Raw genomic sequence first — 16,268 nt, 5'->3', positions numbered from 1 at the left:
ATGCGCCGCATGACCGCACGCGCAGCGAACCAGAGGTTGCCCATGTCAAAACCGCGTCTCATCCTCGATCAGCACTTTCGCCAACTCGAAGAACTGTTCAGCCCGTCCGCCTATGCGGCGCTGGACGCGCTGTGTGACATCCACGGCGGGGTGAACTGGCCCATGCCGCGCGCGGACGTCGTGGCGCGTTTGCCCGAGGCGCAGTTCGTCATCGCCGCCGAGCCTGCGCTGGAACAGAGCGATCTGGATCAGGCACCCGACCTCAGGGCCATCATTGAGGTGTCGGGCAGGTTTCACACCGGCATCGACTACGATCTGTGCTTCGAGCGCGGGATCGAGGTGCTGTCCTGCGCACCCGGCTTTCGCCGGTCGGTGGCGGAAATGGCGCTGGGGCTGATGATCGCCGGCGGGCGCGGGATCGTGGAGGAACATGAACGGTTCCGCGCCGGGTCCGAACGCTGGTTGAATGACAACACCGAAACGGATTTTTCGCTTTATGGCCAGACCATCGGCTTTGTGGGTTTCGGCTCCATTGGGCAGGAATGCCTGCGGCTGCTCCGCCCCTTTGCGCCGCGCATCCGCGCCTTTGATCCATGGCTCCAGTCCGCAGGCGCATCCTTTGACGGCGTCACGCTCTGCGGGCTGCAAGAGGTGCTGACCACCTGCCGCTGCATCGTGGTCGCCGCCACCCCGACCGAGGACAATTACCAACTGGTGTCGCGCGACCTGATCGACCTGATCCCGCGCGGGACGCTGGTGGTGGTGATCAGCCGGGCGCATCTGGTGGATTTCGACGCGCTTGTCGCCGCCGCAGAGGACGGGCGCATCCGGCTGGCAAGCGATGTGTTCCCGCAGGAACCTGTGCCAAAACGGGCCACCATGCGACAGGCCGAAAACGTCATCTGGTCGCCACACCGGGCCGCTGCGGTCGACGGCGGGCGGCACCCGATTGGCGACATGATCCTGCATGACGTGCAGGCGATCCTTGATGGACGGGCCGAACGCCACCTGCAAGCGGCCTCACCGGATACCGTTCACAAGATCACCCGTGGGCCGTTGGCCGCAGGCTAGCGGACATTCGGCCTTGCGGATCAACGCGCCGGAAATCGTGACAGCGTGACATCAACCTGCGGAAGTTCCGCCGTCTGCGCAGGCGCGTCGGGGTGTTCCACCATCTCTGTCAGACGCGCCTCATGACGTGCAGACGGGCTGCGCCGGGGCTGTCACAGAACATTGCACCGTCGCATCCCCAAGATCACGGAGGCGGCACGCGTGGGCCACGCGGGCCTGATCGGTGCCCTGTCACGGGATGCCGAAATCCGGTGCGCCCATGCCGCTGATGACACAAGGATAGCGGTTTGATCCTGAACACCAGCGGCCAGTCCGGGGCCACTCAAACGCTCAGGCCCGCAGCCGTCATCGCGCGCCAAGCCCATCCCGCAACGGACCTGTGCAGCGCCTGCCCCGGGCGTTTGCGGGTGGCGAACCCATACCCTTTGCTTCGCTATCCCCGCGTTGATCGGTTGCGCACAATCCGCCATGTCCGCTCTTTGCGCAGCGCCTCCCGGCATGGCCCGGAACGCGCCTCCCGATATCACAGCCTCTCTGCACGGGGCGGACCGGGCGTGTGGCCGCACGTTTACTGCCGTATTGGTCGCTACGGTCTGATCCTGCTCTGTTGCACCAAGATATGAACAGGGTCCCGCTGCCCGATCCCTTTTGTGCCGAAACGCTGTCCATCAGCCGCTTTTGCCTGGGGGCTGGCCTGTCTGCATGGGACTTGGCCGGGGCTTGGCGGCCGCGCGGCCCGCACATCTTGGCCACGCTCTCCAAACCCTGTAGCGCATCGCAGTCCAAGGGGGGGGCCGCGCGCGCCGGACATCCAAACCATCCACAGGACCCTATCACGGAACCAAAACCGCCCAGCGACAGCGGGTCGAGGATTATCAACCCCGCCACCGCGTCAAATCAGGCCCTGCGCCAGTGCCTTGGCGCATGAGCAGGCCCACGACGCTGATCCGCGCGCTGCCTCGGGTTTTGACCGGCACAAGGTCCAGCGGGCCGGGCAGATGCGAGGTTGAACGGACGCCGACGACGGTATTGACCCGCACCCGCTATGCGCCTAACGCAAAGACCGCACCGTCCCCAACCACCTGTCGATCGCCGCCCCGCCGTGCGGCGTCGGACGGGTCGACACGTCCGGGCCAACGGTCTTTGGGTGCGGAGCCCTCGCCGGTCATCAACCCCACGATGCGGGACGACATGCGGTCTGTCGGGCTGTTCTGGTGCGTTCAGGGCAGGCTTGCCGCGCCAACGCAAAGACCGCGCCGTCCCCGATCATCTGCGGATCGCTGCCTTGCCGTGTGGCGTCGGACGGGTCCAGATGTCCGGGCCAACGGCCTTTGGGTGCGTGGCCCTCGCCGGTCATCAACCCCAAGATGCGGCACGACATGCGGTCTGTTGGGCCGTTCCGTGTCAGACAGGGGCAGGCTCACCGCGTCGCAAGGGCGGCGCATAAAGGAATGCGTCACTCTGCATCGCCCCGAAGGGGATCGCCGCCGTGTGCAACGGCTTGCGTTCGTCAGTTTTGACGTCGGTAAGCATTGCGCGTGTGTCGCTGGGTAAGGGGCCGTGGCGCGTGCGGGGTGAGGGCGGTGCGGCGCCCCCGATGATCCGCGCAGGGCATCGCCATCCGCCCGCTTGGTGCGGGTTTGCGACGGCTTTGGCGGTTGGCACCCCCTTGCGGCAGGTGGAGCGGTTGAGGCGCGCAATCCTTAAGGGTTGGTAAAAGCGCCTCTGTAACTCATTGATTTGGCGTGCGCCCGGACCTGTCCCAGCGTGGGACATGAAAATCACGCCTGCCTGCACAGCGCCGCGGCCCCGTTGCGCCGCCCCCCCGATGCCGCTACCCCGGTTCCATGAGACCGATCCGCCTTCTCTCCGGCTTTTTGACCGTCGGATTCTGGACCCTCGCGAGCCGGGTGCTCGGGTTTGTCCGTGAGATTATGATCCTGTCCCTGATCGGTCCCGGCCCCCTCATGGACGCCTTTGTGGCGGCCTTTCGGCTGCCCAATATGTTTCGCCGGTTTTTTGCCGAGGGTGCGTTTAATGCAGCCTTTGTCCCGATGTTCTCGGCCCGTCTCGAAGGCGAAGGGGACGCCGCCGGTTTTGGCCGCGATGCCTTGGCCGCGCTGGCGCTGGTGACGCTGGCCCTGACCGGCCTTGCGATGGTCTTTATGCCCGCGCTGGTCTGGGCCACCGCCGGTGGTTTTGAAGACGAACGGTTCGACCTGACGGTCGGGTTCGGCCGGATCGTCTTTCCCTACATCTTCTTTATGTCGCTGTCGGCGCTGTTTTCCGGCGTGCTGAACGCCACGGGCCGCTTTGCCGCCGCCGCCGCGGCGCCGGTGCTGCTGAACATCTTTGTCATCGCCGCGATGACGGCGGCATGGGCGACGGGCGGCGCGGTTATCCAGTGGCTGGTCTGGACCGTGCCTTTGGCCGGGATGGCGCAGCTTGCGTTGACCTGGGGCGCAGCGGCGCGCGCAGGCTTTGGCCTGCGCCTCGGGCTGCCACGGTGGACGCCCGAGATGGCGCAACTGCTGCGGACCGCGATCCCGGCGGCGCTGGCCACGGGGGTGATGCAGATCAACCTTGTCGTTGGCCAACTTGTGGCCAGCCAATATGACAACGCGGTCAGCTGGCTGTTTGCCGCCGACCGCCTTTATCAGCTTCCCTTGGGCGTTGTTGGTATCGCAGTGGGGATCGTGCTGCTGCCCGACCTGACCCGCCGATTGACCGCCGGGGATACTGTCGGCGCACAGGAGGCCTATTCCCGCGCGTCCGAATTTTCCATGGCGCTGACGCTGCCGTCGGCGGTGGCGCTGATGGTGATCCCCCTCCCGCTGGTGTCGGTGCTGTTTGAACGCGGAGCAACGGGCGCGGATGATGCCGCCGCCATTGCCGTGGCCGTGGCAATCTATGGTCTGGGCCTGCCCGCCTTTGTCCTGCAAAAGGTCGTCCAGCCCCAGTACTTTGCCCGCGGCGATACGCGCCGCCCGTTCCAGTATGCGCTGGTCGCGATGGTGGTGAACGCCGCCTTGGCGGTGGGGCTTGCCCCTGTGATCGGATGGATGGCACCGGCCATCGCGACCACTGTCGCGGGATGGTCGATGCTGGGCCTGCTGTATCTCGGGTTGCGCGGCATGGGTGACGTCGTGCGTGTCGATAGCCGCTACCGCCGTCGCCTGCCGCGTATCGCGCTGGCGGCTGTACTGATGGGCGTTGTGCTGTGGTGGGCGTCGGTTCTGATGCAACCCGCACTGGGCACGGACTACGTCCGCTACGTCGCGCTGTTTGTACTGATCGTGCTGAGCGCCGTCAGCTATTTCGGCGCGGCCCATCTGCTGGGCGGGTTGCCGTTCTCGGACCTCAGGCGGTCGATGCGCCGCTAACGCTGACGCAGTGCGGCCAGCAGCCGCGCCATGCCACCCGGCACAACAAATGCCGCAAGACCGAACCCGGTCAGTGCGCCGGTCAGTTCGGCCACCCAGCGGTAGCTGGGCGTTTGCCCCGCCACCCCCGACAACGCGGCAAAGACCAGTTGCAGCCCCATCAGCACTCCGATCAGCATAAAGGCCTGACCGGGCGCCCCGCCGGTGGCCACCTGCTTTTGCCAGTACAGAAACGTGAATGTCCCGATCAGCCCATATGCGCCGGGATAGGCCCCGGCCAGCCAGCTTTGCGATGTCAGCAGCCCCATGACCAACGCGCCGATGATGCTGCACAGCATGAACAGAAGCCAGACCGCCCAGCCCCCCAGCGCCTCGCCCACGAGCTTGCCCATGGCCAGCACGATGACCCCGCCGATCAGGGTCGACGTGAATGTGCCGCTCACAAAGGGATAGGTCACCAACCGCAGCATGTGTTCCCACAGGATCACGCCGTTGCCGATCATAAAGTCAAAGGCCTGCCCGGAAAATGCATAGGTGTTCAGCGCCTCAAGCCGCCAGCCAATCGCCTGTGGCCCGCCGACCAGACCGGCCTCGCCCATCGAAAATGCCAGTTCCGGCAAAGCAATGGCGGCGAACAGGAACCACACCGCAGGCGGCAACGCGTTGAACGGGCTGGGATCGGTAGTGTTGCGCATCTGATGGCCTGCTTGACGGTTTTGGCGTGCATGGGTACTCCAGCCGAGCACATTTGCCCAGAGGGATGCCCCATGTCTGACACGACTTTCACGCCGCGCGTATTTTCCGGCATCCAGCCGTCGGGTGGGTTGACACTGGGCAACTACCTCGGGGCGATCAAACGTTTTGTCGACATGCAAAACGAAGGGGCCTACGAGACCGTCTATTGCATGGTTGATCTGCACGCGATCACCGTCTGGCAGGACCCCGGCGATCTGGCGCACAACACCCGCGAACTGGCCGCCGGTTTCATCGCTTCCGGGATCGACCCGGAGAAATCTATCCTGATCAACCAGTCCCAAGTGCCCGAGCACGCGCAGCTGGCGTGGATTTTCAACACCGTGGCGCGCATGGGCTGGATGCAGCGCATGACCCAGTTCAAGGACAAGGCGGGCAAAAATACGCAGAACGCCTCGCTTGGGCTCTTTGCCTATCCCGCGCTGATGGCGGCTGACATTCTCATCTATCACGCCACACATGTGCCCGTGGGTGACGACCAGAAACAGCACCTTGAACTGACCCGCGACATCGCCACCAAGTTCAATCACGATTATGGCGTCGACTTTTTCCCGCTGACCGAACCGGTGATTGAAGGGGCGGCAACCCGCGTGATGTCCCTGCGCGACGGGTCCAAGAAGATGTCCAAGTCCGATCCGTCCGATGCCAGCCGCATCAACATGACCGACGATGCCGACACGATTGCCAAGAAGATCCGCAAGGCCAAGACCGACCCCGACGCGCTGCCCTCCGAAGTCAAAGGGCTGGAGGACCGCCCCGAGGCGCGCAACCTCGTGAACATCTATGCCGCGCTGGCGGACATGACTGTTGAACAGGTGCTGGCCGACCACGGCGGTGCCCAGTTCGGTGCATTCAAACCCGCGCTGGTCGATCTGGCGGTGTCCAAACTGTCCCCCATCTCGACAGAGATGAGCCGCCTGATGGCCGACACCGCAGAGATTGACCGTGTCCTTGCCCGCGGTGCCGAACAGGCCCGCAACATCACAGCGCCGATCCTGAAACAAACCTACGACATCGTGGGGATGGTCAGCGGTTAATCCGCGATACGCGTGGCAAGACGGTCGACGGGCAAAGCGTCACGCCGCTGCGTCCGCGCGCATGAAAGCCGCGCGAAAGATGGATCGGATGACGTGCTATTCGATCCTTAGCCGCCGCATCCCCCACAGAAACAGCGCGCCCGTGCCAACGAATGCAAGGACAAACGGCACCTGCAATGCCGCATCCCGGTCGAAGAACTGCTGACCCACGCCGACAACGATGCCGCCGAGCAATGCGCCAAGTGAAATCGTCCCCCAGCCAAAGAACCGATATACGCTGTTGACCCGGCCCAAGAGGTTGTCGGGAATGGTGCGTTGCCGGTAGGAAACAGTGACCACGTTCCAAAGCGTACCCACGAATGTTTCCACAAAAAGCGCGATTCCGACGACAAAGGCTTCGGTTGCCATCATCCCGATGAAGGGCAGCGGAATAATACCAAGCGACAAAGTGAGGCTGCGTTGCGCGCCGATCCGCGCGACGATTGCAGGACACAAAAGCCCGCCCGCCACACCTCCGGCCGCCCCGGCGGTCAGCAAGAGGCCAAACCCGGTCGCCGAGAGCCCCAGACGCTCCTGCGCCACCAGAACCAGAATTGTTGCCGCAAGTGAGGCCAGCCCGTTTATCGCGCCGAGCGAGAGCGCGAGACGCTTCAATACAGGTCGTTCCCAAAGCCAGCGCAGCCCCTCCACTGTTTCGACCCGCCATGATCTTTTTGGGGGTGCGATGCGCGGAGGGAGAGCAATGCACCACACCAGAAACGCGGCGAAACCAAACGCCACTGCATCCAACAGAAACGGCGCGGGCAACGCGTAGGCGATGAGAAATCCAGCCAGCGGTGGGCCGACAAAGCGGCCAATGACCGTTTCAACTGTCCAAAGGCGTCCGTTGGCACGCTCCAAGTCATCCAGCGGAACCACCGATGGCATAATGGTCTGCGCCGCGTTGTCCCGGACGACCTCTGCACAGCCCAGAAGGAAGGAAAGCCCTGAAAGGGCAAGGACATAGGGCAGCGCCATGTCGAACTCTGGCAGTGCTTCGATGTTGCCGGGCAACGTCAGGATCAATCCCACGACCCCCAACGTCAGCAGAACACGAAAAACGTCCGCCCGCACAATCAGGCTGCGCCGATCCGAGCGGTCTGTGATGACGCCCGCAGGAACCGAAAGCAGAAGCCAAGGAAACCGCCCGGCGAAGGCCACCAAGCCAATAAGAAACGGATCCCGGGTCAGCAGCGTTGCCAACCAAGGGAAAGCAACGCTGGCGATCCCGTCGGCCAGATTGGTTGCACCTGATGCGCCAATCAGTCGGACGTAGTTCGCGTTTTTTCCAAGAGTTGTCATGGCAGGAGAGCACGACGTCTCAACCGGGAGGTCAACCGGTAAACGTAGCGATCCGACGTTGGATGCGATTGCCGCATCGACGGGTCGGCATTCCTTGTGCATGTCCAAAGGACAGGCGTGTTGTACCCGTTGGGCATATTTGCCCCGCAGCGATGCGACCTACGGATTTGTCGTGATGACGGCGCTGTCGCAGGCGGGGCGCGCAAACGGCGTTTACCAATGTGCCGGATATGTCCACGATTATGCCGAACATGATCACCTGCCAGACACTGGCACATGACCGGTCGGGTGATTGCCCGTTCAACGATGCGGGGTGACATTGACGGGTCCACAGCCCGGCTAAAGCATTCGCGTCGTGGGGAAATGGTACTGCGCCATACGCGGCGGGGTGCCGGGTGCGCTTGCCGCCCACGGGCCGGACATGAAGGCATTGCAGATACCCGGTATCAACACTGGTTGCCTGACGGCACAAGCGCTTGTCCGCAAAACCAGCAGGGCTGCCATGCGCGTTGCGATTGCAATCGGTGAATGCCCGCGCCGCGCGGCGTTGACCTGTCCGGCAGTCCCGCACCATGCCTGTGCGTCCGCGCATCTATGCGCGGCACCTTTGGCGTCCTTATCTTTGAAACCAAAGGAGATCGCACATGTCTGCCAAGGTTCCTGCCGACACCCGCGTCGGGCACATCCACCTCAAAGTCACGGACCTTGACCGGGCCATTCACTTCTATTCCGACGTGCTGGGCTTTGCGGTCACGCAGCGCTACGGCGATCAGGCGGCGTTTCTGTCAGCGGGCGATTATCACCACCATATCGGCCTGAACACATGGCATTCGCGCGGGGCGGAACCGGCACCTGTGCGGGCGGCGGGTCTTTACCACGTTGCGTTCCTGTTTCCAGACCGTGCGTCGCTGGGCGCGGCTTTGCAGCGGGTGCTGGATCACGGCACCGCATTGGATGGCGCAGCGGATCACGGGGTGTCAGAAGCGGTCTATTTCAACGATCCCGATGGCAATGGCATTGAGCTTTATCGCGATCGTGCCCCCAAAGACTGGCCGCGCGCGCCGGATGGCCAGCTGAGTATGGTCAACGCGCCCCTGGATGTAGACGCACTGTTGGCCGAGGCGCGTTGAGAACCTTGGCCCGTTGGCCCCTTGGCCTGCCACCGGCGTGTGACCTTGTCACTGCACAGTCACGGACCCGCCTTACATTGCGCCCTTGTCCGAATTCCGCCACGGTACAGTGGGTGAATGGAGGGGCCGATGAGCACCGGATTTTTTTGGGATGAACGGACCATGTGGCATGGCGGTGGCAACTATGCCTTTACCGTGCCGTTGGGCGGATTGGTGCAACCACTGGCCGCAGGCGGACTGCCCGAAAGCCCCGAGACCAAACGACGGCTCAAGAACCTGATGGATGTCACGGGCCTGACCTCAGATCTTGCCGTGACCAGTGCGCCAGAGGCCAGCTATGAACAGCTGCGTCGCGTCCACCCGGCGCTGTACCTTGATGCGTTCAAGGCCCTGTCGGATGCGGATGGGGGTGAGATGGGCCACCACGCCCCCTTTGCCAAAGGCGGGTACGAGATTGCGGCGCTGTCCGCTGGGTTGGCGATTGGAGCCGTTGACGCGGTGCTGAACGGGGCGCACGCAAACGCCTACGCGCTGAGCCGTCCACCGGGACACCACTGCCGGTCCGAGGGGCCTATGGGCTTTTGCCTGTTGGCAAATATCGCCATCGCCATTGAGGCGGCCAAAGCCACGCAACCTGATCTGCGTGTGGCTGTGCTGGATTGGGATGTGCATCACGGCAATGGGACCGAGGCGATTTTTTACGACCGCTCCGACGTCCTCACAATCTCCTTTCATCAAGAGGGGAATTACCCGCTGACCACCGGCGGCATTGACGACCGTGGTGCGGGTGAGGGTGTTGGCTACAACTTCAACGTGCCGCTGCCTGCGGGCGCGGGCCACACCGCGTATCTGCACGCCATGGACCGCATCGCCATTCCGGCGATCGAGGCGTTTGCGCCAGACCTGATCATCGTCGCCTGCGGCTACGACGCGGCCGCCATTGACCCGCTTGCGCGAATGCTCGCCACGGCCGACACGTTCCGCGAGATGACGCATAAAATTCAGATATGCGCTGAACAGATATGCGCCGGACGGCTCGTGCTTGTTCACGAGGGCGGATATTCCGAGGTGTACGTCCCGTTTTGCGGTCACGCCACGCTTGGGGCGCTGTCGGGGAGCAAGATTGCTGCGCCCGATCCGATGGCGCGCGCCTTGCAGTCGCGTCAACCCGGCGCGCGGCTTGATGCCTTTCTTATCAGTGAGATAGACCGCATGGCAGGCGTTCTTGGCCTTGACACCCCTTGACCTTTTCCCTGTTTGGACCGACATGGAACAGGATGTATGTAAAAAGGCGTAACATATGCCCACCCCATCCCCCGAGACGCTAGATTTCCTGCTGACCCGCCGGTCGCGGCCTGCCAAGACGTTGCAAGTCCCTGCGCCGGACCGGGATGCGTTGATGCCGTTGCTCAGGGCTGCGGCGCGGACACCGGACCATGGTAAACTGGAGCCGTGGCGGTTCATTGTGCTGGAGGCTGGGGCCATGCCACGGCTGGCAAGCGCGGTCGAGGCGTGCGGCACCGCATTGGGCAAGAGCGCCGAGGACATTGCCAAGGCGCGGGCGCAGTTTGATCAAGGGCACCTTGCCGTTGCAGTGATCGAGGTGCAGAAACCGTCCGAGAAAATTCCTGCGATCGAAATGACTTACTCCGCTGGGGCTGTTTGTCTGGCACTTCTGAATGCGGCACTTGCGGCCGGGTGGGGGGCCAATTGGCTCAGCGGGTGGCCCAGCCACGATCGCGGCTTCTGCCAAGAGGCGCTGGGGCTAGCGGATCACGAACGTGTCGCCGGGTTTATCCATATCGCAACCGAAACCAACGCGCCGCCGGATCGCCCGCGCCCGGATTTGACCACAGTGACGGAATGGGTCAGCGCATGATCGTTAACGCCTTTCTCAGCGCATTGGGTCAGCTTGGCGACCCACGGTTCCGCCGCGTTCTCCTGATTGGATTTGCCTTGACCATCGCGCTCTTGGTTGCGGCAACGTCGGGATTTGTCTGGCTGGTAGGGTGGCTGACAGCAGACAGCGTCGACGTGCCATGGATCGGCACCATTACGTGGCTGGACGATGTGCTGACGTGGGCGTCTTTCTTTGTGTTTCTGGTCCTGTCGATGTTTCTTATGATACCGGTCGCTTCGGTCATTACGTCCATGTTTCTGGATGACGTGGCGGGTGCGGTCGAGGACCGGCATTATGCGCATCTGCCTGCCGCTAAGGGGACAGGTTTTGGCGACGGGCTGGTCGATACAGTGAATTTTCTGGGCGTTTTGGTGGCCGCCAATATCGTGGCGATCATCCTTTATGTGTTCCTGCCGTTTGGCACGGTCTTCATCTTTTGGGGACTAAACGGTTTTTTGCTGGGGCGTGAATACTTCACTCTGGTGGCCATGCGCCGCGTGGGCCGGGCCGAGGCCAAGGTACTGCGCCGCGAACATGTGGGCACGATCTGGATCGCGGGCACGCTGATGGCGATCCCGCTGACCATTCCGTTCCTGAACCTCGTGATCCCGATCTTGGGTGCCGCCACGTTCACCCATATCTACCACCAGCTTACAGCGGGTCGTCCGGTGTCAAATCCAGAAAGCTGAGATTGCTAAGCGAGATCCAGCCCGACAGGATAATGCCCGCCGTGATTGCCCAGATGACCAGCGCCACCCACGTGACGATCCACGCCTTGCGCTTGGTGTGATGATGCTCTGGCGCGCCTGCGTGCGTGCCGGGTTCGACCTTTCCAAGGTCGCCCTGGGTCTGCACCTTGATCGGCAACGCGATCAGAAAGCACATCCACCAGATCACCGCATAGAGAACGAGGGCAGAGGTGATGCCCATCAGACTTGCTCAAGTTCGGTCAGGGTGCCGTTCATATCCTTGGGATGCAGGAACAGGACGGGTTTCCCATGCGCGCCGATCTTGGGCTCGCCATTGCCCAGCACCCGCAGGCCGCTGGCCTTGAGGTGGTCGCGCGCAGCGATGATGTCGTCCACCTCGTAGCAGACGTGGTGAATGCCGCCCGAGGGGTTCTTTTCCAGAAATCCGTTGATCGGGCTGTCATCGCCCAGCGGGTACAACAGTTCGATCTTGGTGTTGGGCAGTTCGATGAAAATGACGGTGACGCCGTGGTCGGGTTCATCCTGCGGCGCGCCGACATTGGCGCCAAGGGCGTTGCGATATTGCTCTGCTGCGGCTTCGAGGTCAGGCACGGCGATGGCCACGTGATTCAGACGTCCGATCATCTCAATTCTCCTATGGGAATAAGGCTAGGGCCTTATGGCGACGGGACAAGGCGGCTGCAAGAGCAGGCGTTAACCGCCTGTTAGTCACGGGGGCTTAACGATTGAGTCGTACCCTGTGATGGAGGATGACATGGACTCTGACGACCCGTTCAAGCCGACCTATCCCGCCCCAACGTCTATGCGTCCGCTGTTGGGCCTGACCGTTTTGGTGATCGAAGACAGCCGCTATGCGTGCGAGGCCTTGCGATTGCTTTGTTTGCGCAGCGGTGCGCGCATTCGACGCGCTGACACGATGCGCGCGGCACGGCGGCACCTGCAGGTCTACCGCCCCAGTGTGGCAATTATCGACGTGGGTCTGCCCGATGGAAACGGCGCGGAACTGATACAGGAACTGGTCCAGGGTCAACACCGCCCGGAGGTCGTTCTTGGCACCTCAGGCGATGTGGACGCAGAAGAGCAGGCGCGTGATGCAGGGGCCGATGGGTTCTTGCCCAAGCCGGTGACATCCCTCGCAGTTTTCCAAGAGGCGATCCTGGCCCATCTGCCTGCGGATCGGCGGCCCGTGGGTCCCCGCGCCCTGTCCCAAGAAGAGGTGCAGCCTGATCCGATAGCCTACCGTGACGACATGGCGCATGTGGCCGACATGCTGGAAGAGGCGAATGACGCACGCACGGTGGATTATGTGGCGCAATTCGTGTCCGGCGTGGCGCGCAGTGCCGATGACAGCGATCTGGCCATGGCCGCAGAGGCGTTGGCGGCAAAGCGTGCCCGCGGTGACGGCGCCGCGTCGGAAATGGCGCGTATTGCGGGGCTGGTTCAGGATCGTCTGTCGGAGAAGGTCGCGATCTGAACCGCCGGACAGTTCACCCCGGTGCGAGGCTGGGATCATCGGCCTCGCGGACCAACTGGGTCAGATCGGACAGACGCTCGCGCTGCTGTCCATCGCCGTCAAAATTCGACGGGTTGAGCCATGCGCCAAACGCTTCTTTGAGCGCGGGCCATTCCGTGTCGATGGCGGCAAACCACGCGGTGTCCCGGTTTCGTCCTTTGACCACAGCGGCCTGCCGAAAGATGCCTTCGTAGCTGAACCCGAACCGTTGGGCCGCACGCCGGGACCCTGCGTTCAGCGCATCGCACTTCCATTCGAACCGGCGGTACCCCGCTTCGAAGGACCACGCCATCATCAGGTAGATCGCCTCAGTCGCGGCGGGGCTGCGTTGCAAGAACGGGCTAAAGTTGATGTGGCCAACCTCAATACTGCCAGCATTGGGGTTGATCCGCAGATAGCTCGCCACACCTTCGAACGCGCCCGAGGACAGATTGAAGATTGCATAGAATTGAAGGTCCGGCGCATTTTCCATTTCGCGCACCCAGCGATGGTACTGTGCCGCCGATGAAAAAGGGCCGTAGGGCAGGAAATCCCACACATGATCGTGCCCCACATAAGACCGAAACAGCAGCGCGGCATGGCGCTCTGCCTCAAGCGGTTCCAGCCGGACATAACGCCCGGTCAGCTGCGCCTGCGGGTCCGGGCGCGACGGCGGCGTCCAGTTGGGCACAGGGCCGTGGTGGGGCTGATAGCGGGCCTTCATGGGCGGACGTTAGGCGGAGAACCGCCCAAGGCCAAGCCGCTTTTGCAGCGCTCAGAGCAGGAGGCCGGGATTGTTGCCCATGTCGAGGCCGGGAAAGACTGACCCTTCGAGCGTCGCCCGGTCCAGACCCATGAGACTGCGCATGATCCATGCCACGTGGGCGCGCACATCGCGCGTCGGCATCAGGTCGCGGTTCTGGTAGAGATCGCCGGACTGCAATCCGGGCCAGTCACCATGCACACGACCGCCTCGCACAGCGCCACCGGCCAGCACCATCATGCCGCCCGTGCCGTGATCCGTGCCGCCCGATCCGTTCTCGCGTGCGGTGCGCCCGAACTCGGTCATGGCGACGATGGCGGTCTTGTCCCATACATCCCGTGCCATGCGTTTGCGCAGGGTGATCAATGTCTCTGACAGTTGGGTCAACGCGCGGGGCAGGGCATTGCGCTGCGCTTTGTGCGTATCCCAACCGTTCAGGGAAAATGCAGCAATCCGGGCCTCATCGTTCAGCCGCTCTGCGGCGAAATCGGCTATGCGTTCATGTGCGCCCTTGCGCTGTTTGCCAGAGGCGACGGCGGCCTCCTCTTCGAGCGAGGCCAGCAGTTGCGCCTCTTGCCACGCGGCGTGGATCGCCGGGTCGCGTTCGGTCACCAAATCCATCAAGCGCTGCGCTTGCGGGCTCAGACCCAGCTCGGCTTCGGGCGACCAGTTGGCGACATCGGCACGCCCTTGCAAAAGGCGCATGTCGCTGCGCCCGATGGCATAGGCCGTTTGCGCAGTGAGGCCCGGCACGGCCTGCAGCATCCGGTTCAGCCACCCGTCGCGCACGCCAGCCAGCGTGTCGGTCCCCGCTTCGAGCAGGTCCTGCCCGTCAAAGTGGCTGCGTTTGTCGCGATAAGGGGTCGAGACGGCCTGCACGAAACCCAACTGTCCCTTGCCCCACATCCGCATCAGCGGCTCCAGTGTCGGATGCAGCGCATAAAAACCATCGAGATCATGCGCACCCCTGTCCGGGCCGCCGCCGAGCCCGGGGCGCAAATCCCGCAAAGCAGGATCGCCATAGGGCCGCACCACGTCGAGACCGTCCATGCCGCCGCGCAGGATGATCACCACCAGCCGCGCCTCCCACGGGGTCGCGGCAAAGGTGACGGGTGTGATCAGCGGGCTCGCGGCCAGCGAACACCCGACAAAGCCGGTGCGTTGCAAAAAGGCGCGGCGGGACATGGGGCTGGTCATCGGGCGGCCTCCTTAACGGCGCTGAAACGCGGGGGACATCAGAACAAGGCCGATGGCCTCGGATTTGCTTTCGGCGGCTGCGGCGGCAAAACGCACGGCATCATCCGCCCGTGCTCCAAGCACGTCGTCCACGAACCGGCGCGGGTCCGGTAGGACGCGCAGGATGTATTCGGGCGCGGCCATGGCCCATTCGACCCGTCCGGCAAGGCCTTGCGGCGTGATCCAGTGGCTGTCCTGTTCGGGCCACCCGTCCGGGCCGATGGGACGCTGCCATTCTTGGCCCATCCGTGTCAGGGGCGCGGAAAACACCAGCCGCATATTCTTTTCACCAAAACGCATCAACAGGTCTTGGGGCACGGCGAGGCTGCGCAGGGCAGAACACATGAAGTCCTGCGGCGGTTTGATATTGCTGAGCTCGGTCGACCATGCGGACGGATGGTTCAGCAGTACTTCGTAAAGCGCGATCAGGGTGCCCCCGCTGTCGCGATACGCAGCCTCAAGCGCGGTCACCAGCGCCGGATCGGGCGTGTCGGACACGAAATGCACGGCAAGCTTGCGCGCCAGATGTGCCGCCGTGGCCGGATGCGCGGCCAGATCGGACAGCACCGCGCGGACCGGTCCGACCGTTGCATCGTCAGCATAGGTTTGCCCCAGCACGGTTTCCGGTCCGGGTTCCGCGAATTTCGGGCGGAACACAAAGCCATGTTCCGGAGCAAATGACAGGCCGGTGAACAATTCCGCCAGTTCGCGCACGTCCGTCTGGGTGTACGGGCCGCCCACGCCAAGCGTGTGCAATTCAAGCACCTCGCGGGCGAGGTTTTCGTTCAGGCCTGCGTTCTTTTTCTTGGACTGGGCACGTTGGCTGCCCGGCCCCATGGATTGGCTCTGATCGAGATAGTCGAGCATCAGGGGGTGGGTTACGGCGGCTTGCAGCATGTCCTCGAACCGGCCGGTGATATGCGGGCGGATCGCCTCTTGGACATAGGGGGAGGTCGCGCGGCGGATCACGCCGCGTTTGCCATGGGCGGTGAAATGATCGGACCAGAAAGCCACTAGCCGCTCGCGAAAGGCATCCTCGGTCCAGATCCGGCGCAACAGGACATGCCCGGCCCATGTCAGCCCATCCTTGCGCGCGGCGGCGTTCAATTCGTTGCGCCGTTTCTTGGCCGCCTCGGCGGCGGGCGTGCCACGGTTCTTGCGGCGGATCTGCGCGGCCTTGGCCACTTCGATCATGCGCAGGCGGAATGTGTCAAAAGGTTCGATCGGGTAGGTGTCGGCCATCGTGTCGGGCCCTTGCAGGCGCGCCAGCATCGCTGTGGCATCGCGCGGCGCAGCGACATGTGGCGACAGGCCATAGCCAAACCGGATTTCGGCCAGTTCTGGATCGAAAGCGCGCACGGATCTGTCCTTTGCCTGTGGTCCTGTTACAGAAGATAGCGACGCGGCTGCGGGTTTTCATCCGACGACTGTGTGATGCGCGCCGAATTGCCG

17 protein-coding genes are annotated in these 16,268 nt (G+C 63.4%); 9 read left to right on the top strand and 8 right to left on the bottom strand.

Annotated features, from left to right (window positions below):
- Positions 1 to 1,071, top strand: a complete 1,071-nt coding sequence (locus tag Q1A85_RS00500; RefSeq protein WP_299683961.1) for an NAD(P)-dependent oxidoreductase — start codon at positions 1 to 3, stop codon at positions 1,069 to 1,071.
- Positions 1,072 to 2,239: 1,168 nt separating this feature from the next.
- Here the strand turns inward: Q1A85_RS00500 and Q1A85_RS00495 are convergent.
- Positions 2,240 to 2,452 (bottom strand): hypothetical protein, encoded by a 213-nt coding sequence (locus Q1A85_RS00495; RefSeq protein ID WP_299683959.1) that lies wholly within the window; start codon positions 2,450 to 2,452, stop codon positions 2,240 to 2,242.
- Between the two features lie 466 nt (positions 2,453 to 2,918).
- On the opposite strand from Q1A85_RS00495, the gene murJ reads away from it, so the two are divergent.
- Positions 2,919 to 4,454 (top strand): murein biosynthesis integral membrane protein MurJ, encoded by a 1,536-nt coding sequence (gene murJ, locus Q1A85_RS00490; protein ID WP_299683957.1) that lies wholly within the window; start codon positions 2,919 to 2,921, stop codon positions 4,452 to 4,454.
- Here the strand turns inward: murJ and Q1A85_RS00485 are convergent.
- Positions 4,451 to 5,149 carry a rhomboid family intramembrane serine protease gene (locus Q1A85_RS00485; RefSeq protein ID WP_299683955.1) on the bottom strand — a complete coding sequence of 233 codons (699 nt, stop codon included), beginning with the start codon at positions 5,147 to 5,149 and terminating at the stop codon, positions 4,451 to 4,453. The genes murJ and Q1A85_RS00485 overlap by 4 nt on opposite strands.
- Before the next feature lie 72 nt (positions 5,150 to 5,221).
- Here Q1A85_RS00485 and trpS point away from each other — a divergent pair, with 72 nt between their 5' ends.
- Entirely contained in the window at positions 5,222 to 6,244 is a 1,023-nt protein-coding gene (gene trpS / locus Q1A85_RS00480; protein ID WP_299683953.1) for a tryptophan--tRNA ligase, read from the top strand.
- Between the two features lie 96 nt (positions 6,245 to 6,340).
- Here trpS and Q1A85_RS00475 read toward each other — a convergent pair whose 3' ends face one another.
- The gene (locus tag Q1A85_RS00475; RefSeq protein WP_299683951.1) at positions 6,341 to 7,585 is read right to left on the bottom strand and encodes an MFS transporter; all 1,245 of its coding nucleotides are present in this window, start codon (positions 7,583 to 7,585) and stop codon (positions 6,341 to 6,343) included.
- Between the two features lie 100 nt (positions 7,586 to 7,685).
- On the opposite strand from Q1A85_RS00475, the gene Q1A85_RS00470 reads away from it, so the two are divergent.
- From Q1A85_RS00470 to Q1A85_RS00450, 5 genes are all read left to right on the top strand, one after another.
- Positions 7,686 to 7,865: a hypothetical protein gene (locus Q1A85_RS00470; protein WP_299683949.1), complete on the top strand. Its 180-nt coding sequence runs from the start codon at positions 7,686 to 7,688 to the stop codon at positions 7,863 to 7,865.
- A gap of 364 nt (positions 7,866 to 8,229) precedes the next feature.
- Entirely contained in the window at positions 8,230 to 8,715 is a 486-nt protein-coding gene (locus tag Q1A85_RS00465; protein ID WP_299683947.1) for a VOC family protein, read from the top strand.
- Between the two features lie 129 nt (positions 8,716 to 8,844).
- Positions 8,845 to 9,960, top strand: coding sequence for a class II histone deacetylase (locus tag Q1A85_RS00460; RefSeq protein WP_299683945.1), 1,116 nt, complete (start codon positions 8,845 to 8,847; stop codon positions 9,958 to 9,960).
- A gap of 55 nt (positions 9,961 to 10,015) precedes the next feature.
- Positions 10,016 to 10,594, top strand: a complete 579-nt coding sequence (locus Q1A85_RS00455; RefSeq protein WP_299683943.1) for a nitroreductase family protein — start codon at positions 10,016 to 10,018, stop codon at positions 10,592 to 10,594.
- Positions 10,591 to 11,304, top strand: a complete 714-nt coding sequence (locus Q1A85_RS00450; RefSeq protein ID WP_299683941.1) for an EI24 domain-containing protein — start codon at positions 10,591 to 10,593, stop codon at positions 11,302 to 11,304. The genes Q1A85_RS00455 and Q1A85_RS00450 overlap by 4 nt, the downstream gene beginning before the upstream one ends.
- Here the strand turns inward: Q1A85_RS00450 and Q1A85_RS00445 are convergent.
- A complete protein-coding gene (locus Q1A85_RS00445) occupies positions 11,267 to 11,545 on the bottom strand; it encodes a DUF1467 family protein (RefSeq protein WP_299683939.1) in 279 nt (92 codons plus the stop codon). The genes Q1A85_RS00450 and Q1A85_RS00445 overlap by 38 nt on opposite strands.
- On the bottom strand, positions 11,545 to 11,949 hold the full coding sequence (mce, locus tag Q1A85_RS00440) for a methylmalonyl-CoA epimerase (protein ID WP_299683937.1): 405 nt from the start codon (positions 11,947 to 11,949) through the stop codon (positions 11,545 to 11,547). The genes Q1A85_RS00445 and mce overlap by 1 nt, the downstream gene beginning before the upstream one ends.
- A gap of 130 nt (positions 11,950 to 12,079) precedes the next feature.
- Here mce and Q1A85_RS00435 point away from each other — a divergent pair, with 130 nt between their 5' ends.
- Positions 12,080 to 12,799: a response regulator gene (locus tag Q1A85_RS00435; protein ID WP_299683935.1), complete on the top strand. Its 720-nt coding sequence runs from the start codon at positions 12,080 to 12,082 to the stop codon at positions 12,797 to 12,799.
- Between the two features lie 13 nt (positions 12,800 to 12,812).
- On the opposite strand, the gene Q1A85_RS00430 is transcribed toward Q1A85_RS00435, so the two are convergent.
- The 3 genes from Q1A85_RS00430 to Q1A85_RS00420 are packed head-to-tail and all read right to left on the bottom strand — an operon-like array spanning position 12,813 to position 16,175.
- Positions 12,813 to 13,541, bottom strand: coding sequence for a GNAT family protein (locus Q1A85_RS00430; protein ID WP_299683933.1), 729 nt, complete (start codon positions 13,539 to 13,541; stop codon positions 12,813 to 12,815).
- Between the two features lie 51 nt (positions 13,542 to 13,592).
- Positions 13,593 to 14,777 carry a DUF1501 domain-containing protein gene (locus tag Q1A85_RS00425; protein WP_299683931.1) on the bottom strand — a complete coding sequence of 395 codons (1,185 nt, stop codon included), beginning with the start codon at positions 14,775 to 14,777 and terminating at the stop codon, positions 13,593 to 13,595.
- A gap of 12 nt (positions 14,778 to 14,789) precedes the next feature.
- Positions 14,790 to 16,175 (bottom strand): DUF1800 domain-containing protein, encoded by a 1,386-nt coding sequence (locus Q1A85_RS00420; RefSeq protein ID WP_299683929.1) that lies wholly within the window; start codon positions 16,173 to 16,175, stop codon positions 14,790 to 14,792.
- Positions 16,176 to 16,268: the final 93 nt, after the last annotated feature.

Source organism: uncultured Tateyamaria sp., from assembly GCF_947503385.1.
Lineage (GTDB): Bacteria > Pseudomonadota > Alphaproteobacteria > Rhodobacterales > Rhodobacteraceae > Tateyamaria.
This window is presented reverse-complemented; position numbering and strand designations above follow the sequence as displayed.

Excerpts from the sequence above, each read along its gene's own strand:
- Q1A85_RS00500 (WP_299683961.1), top strand. The coding sequence starts at position 1 with ATGCGCCGCATGACCGCACGCGCAGCGAACCAGAGGTTGCCCATGTCA.
- Q1A85_RS00495 (WP_299683959.1), bottom strand. The coding sequence starts at position 2,452 with ATGTCGTGCCGCATCTTGGGGTTGATGACCGGCGAGGGCCACGCACCC.
- murJ (WP_299683957.1), top strand. The coding sequence starts at position 2,919 with ATGAGACCGATCCGCCTTCTCTCCGGCTTTTTGACCGTCGGATTCTGG.
- Q1A85_RS00485 (WP_299683955.1), bottom strand. The coding sequence starts at position 5,149 with ATGCGCAACACTACCGATCCCAGCCCGTTCAACGCGTTGCCGCCTGCG.
- trpS (WP_299683953.1), top strand. The coding sequence starts at position 5,222 with ATGTCTGACACGACTTTCACGCCGCGCGTATTTTCCGGCATCCAGCCG.
- Q1A85_RS00475 (WP_299683951.1), bottom strand. The coding sequence starts at position 7,585 with ATGACAACTCTTGGAAAAAACGCGAACTACGTCCGACTGATTGGCGCA.
- Q1A85_RS00470 (WP_299683949.1), top strand. The coding sequence starts at position 7,686 with ATGTCCAAAGGACAGGCGTGTTGTACCCGTTGGGCATATTTGCCCCGC.
- Q1A85_RS00465 (WP_299683947.1), top strand. The coding sequence starts at position 8,230 with ATGTCTGCCAAGGTTCCTGCCGACACCCGCGTCGGGCACATCCACCTC.
- Q1A85_RS00460 (WP_299683945.1), top strand. The coding sequence starts at position 8,845 with ATGAGCACCGGATTTTTTTGGGATGAACGGACCATGTGGCATGGCGGT.
- Q1A85_RS00455 (WP_299683943.1), top strand. The coding sequence starts at position 10,016 with ATGCCCACCCCATCCCCCGAGACGCTAGATTTCCTGCTGACCCGCCGG.
- Q1A85_RS00450 (WP_299683941.1), top strand. The coding sequence starts at position 10,591 with ATGATCGTTAACGCCTTTCTCAGCGCATTGGGTCAGCTTGGCGACCCA.
- Q1A85_RS00445 (WP_299683939.1), bottom strand. The coding sequence starts at position 11,545 with ATGGGCATCACCTCTGCCCTCGTTCTCTATGCGGTGATCTGGTGGATG.
- mce (WP_299683937.1), bottom strand. The coding sequence starts at position 11,949 with ATGATCGGACGTCTGAATCACGTGGCCATCGCCGTGCCTGACCTCGAA.
- Q1A85_RS00435 (WP_299683935.1), top strand. The coding sequence starts at position 12,080 with ATGGACTCTGACGACCCGTTCAAGCCGACCTATCCCGCCCCAACGTCT.
- Q1A85_RS00430 (WP_299683933.1), bottom strand. The coding sequence starts at position 13,541 with ATGAAGGCCCGCTATCAGCCCCACCACGGCCCTGTGCCCAACTGGACG.
- Q1A85_RS00425 (WP_299683931.1), bottom strand. The coding sequence starts at position 14,777 with ATGACCAGCCCCATGTCCCGCCGCGCCTTTTTGCAACGCACCGGCTTT.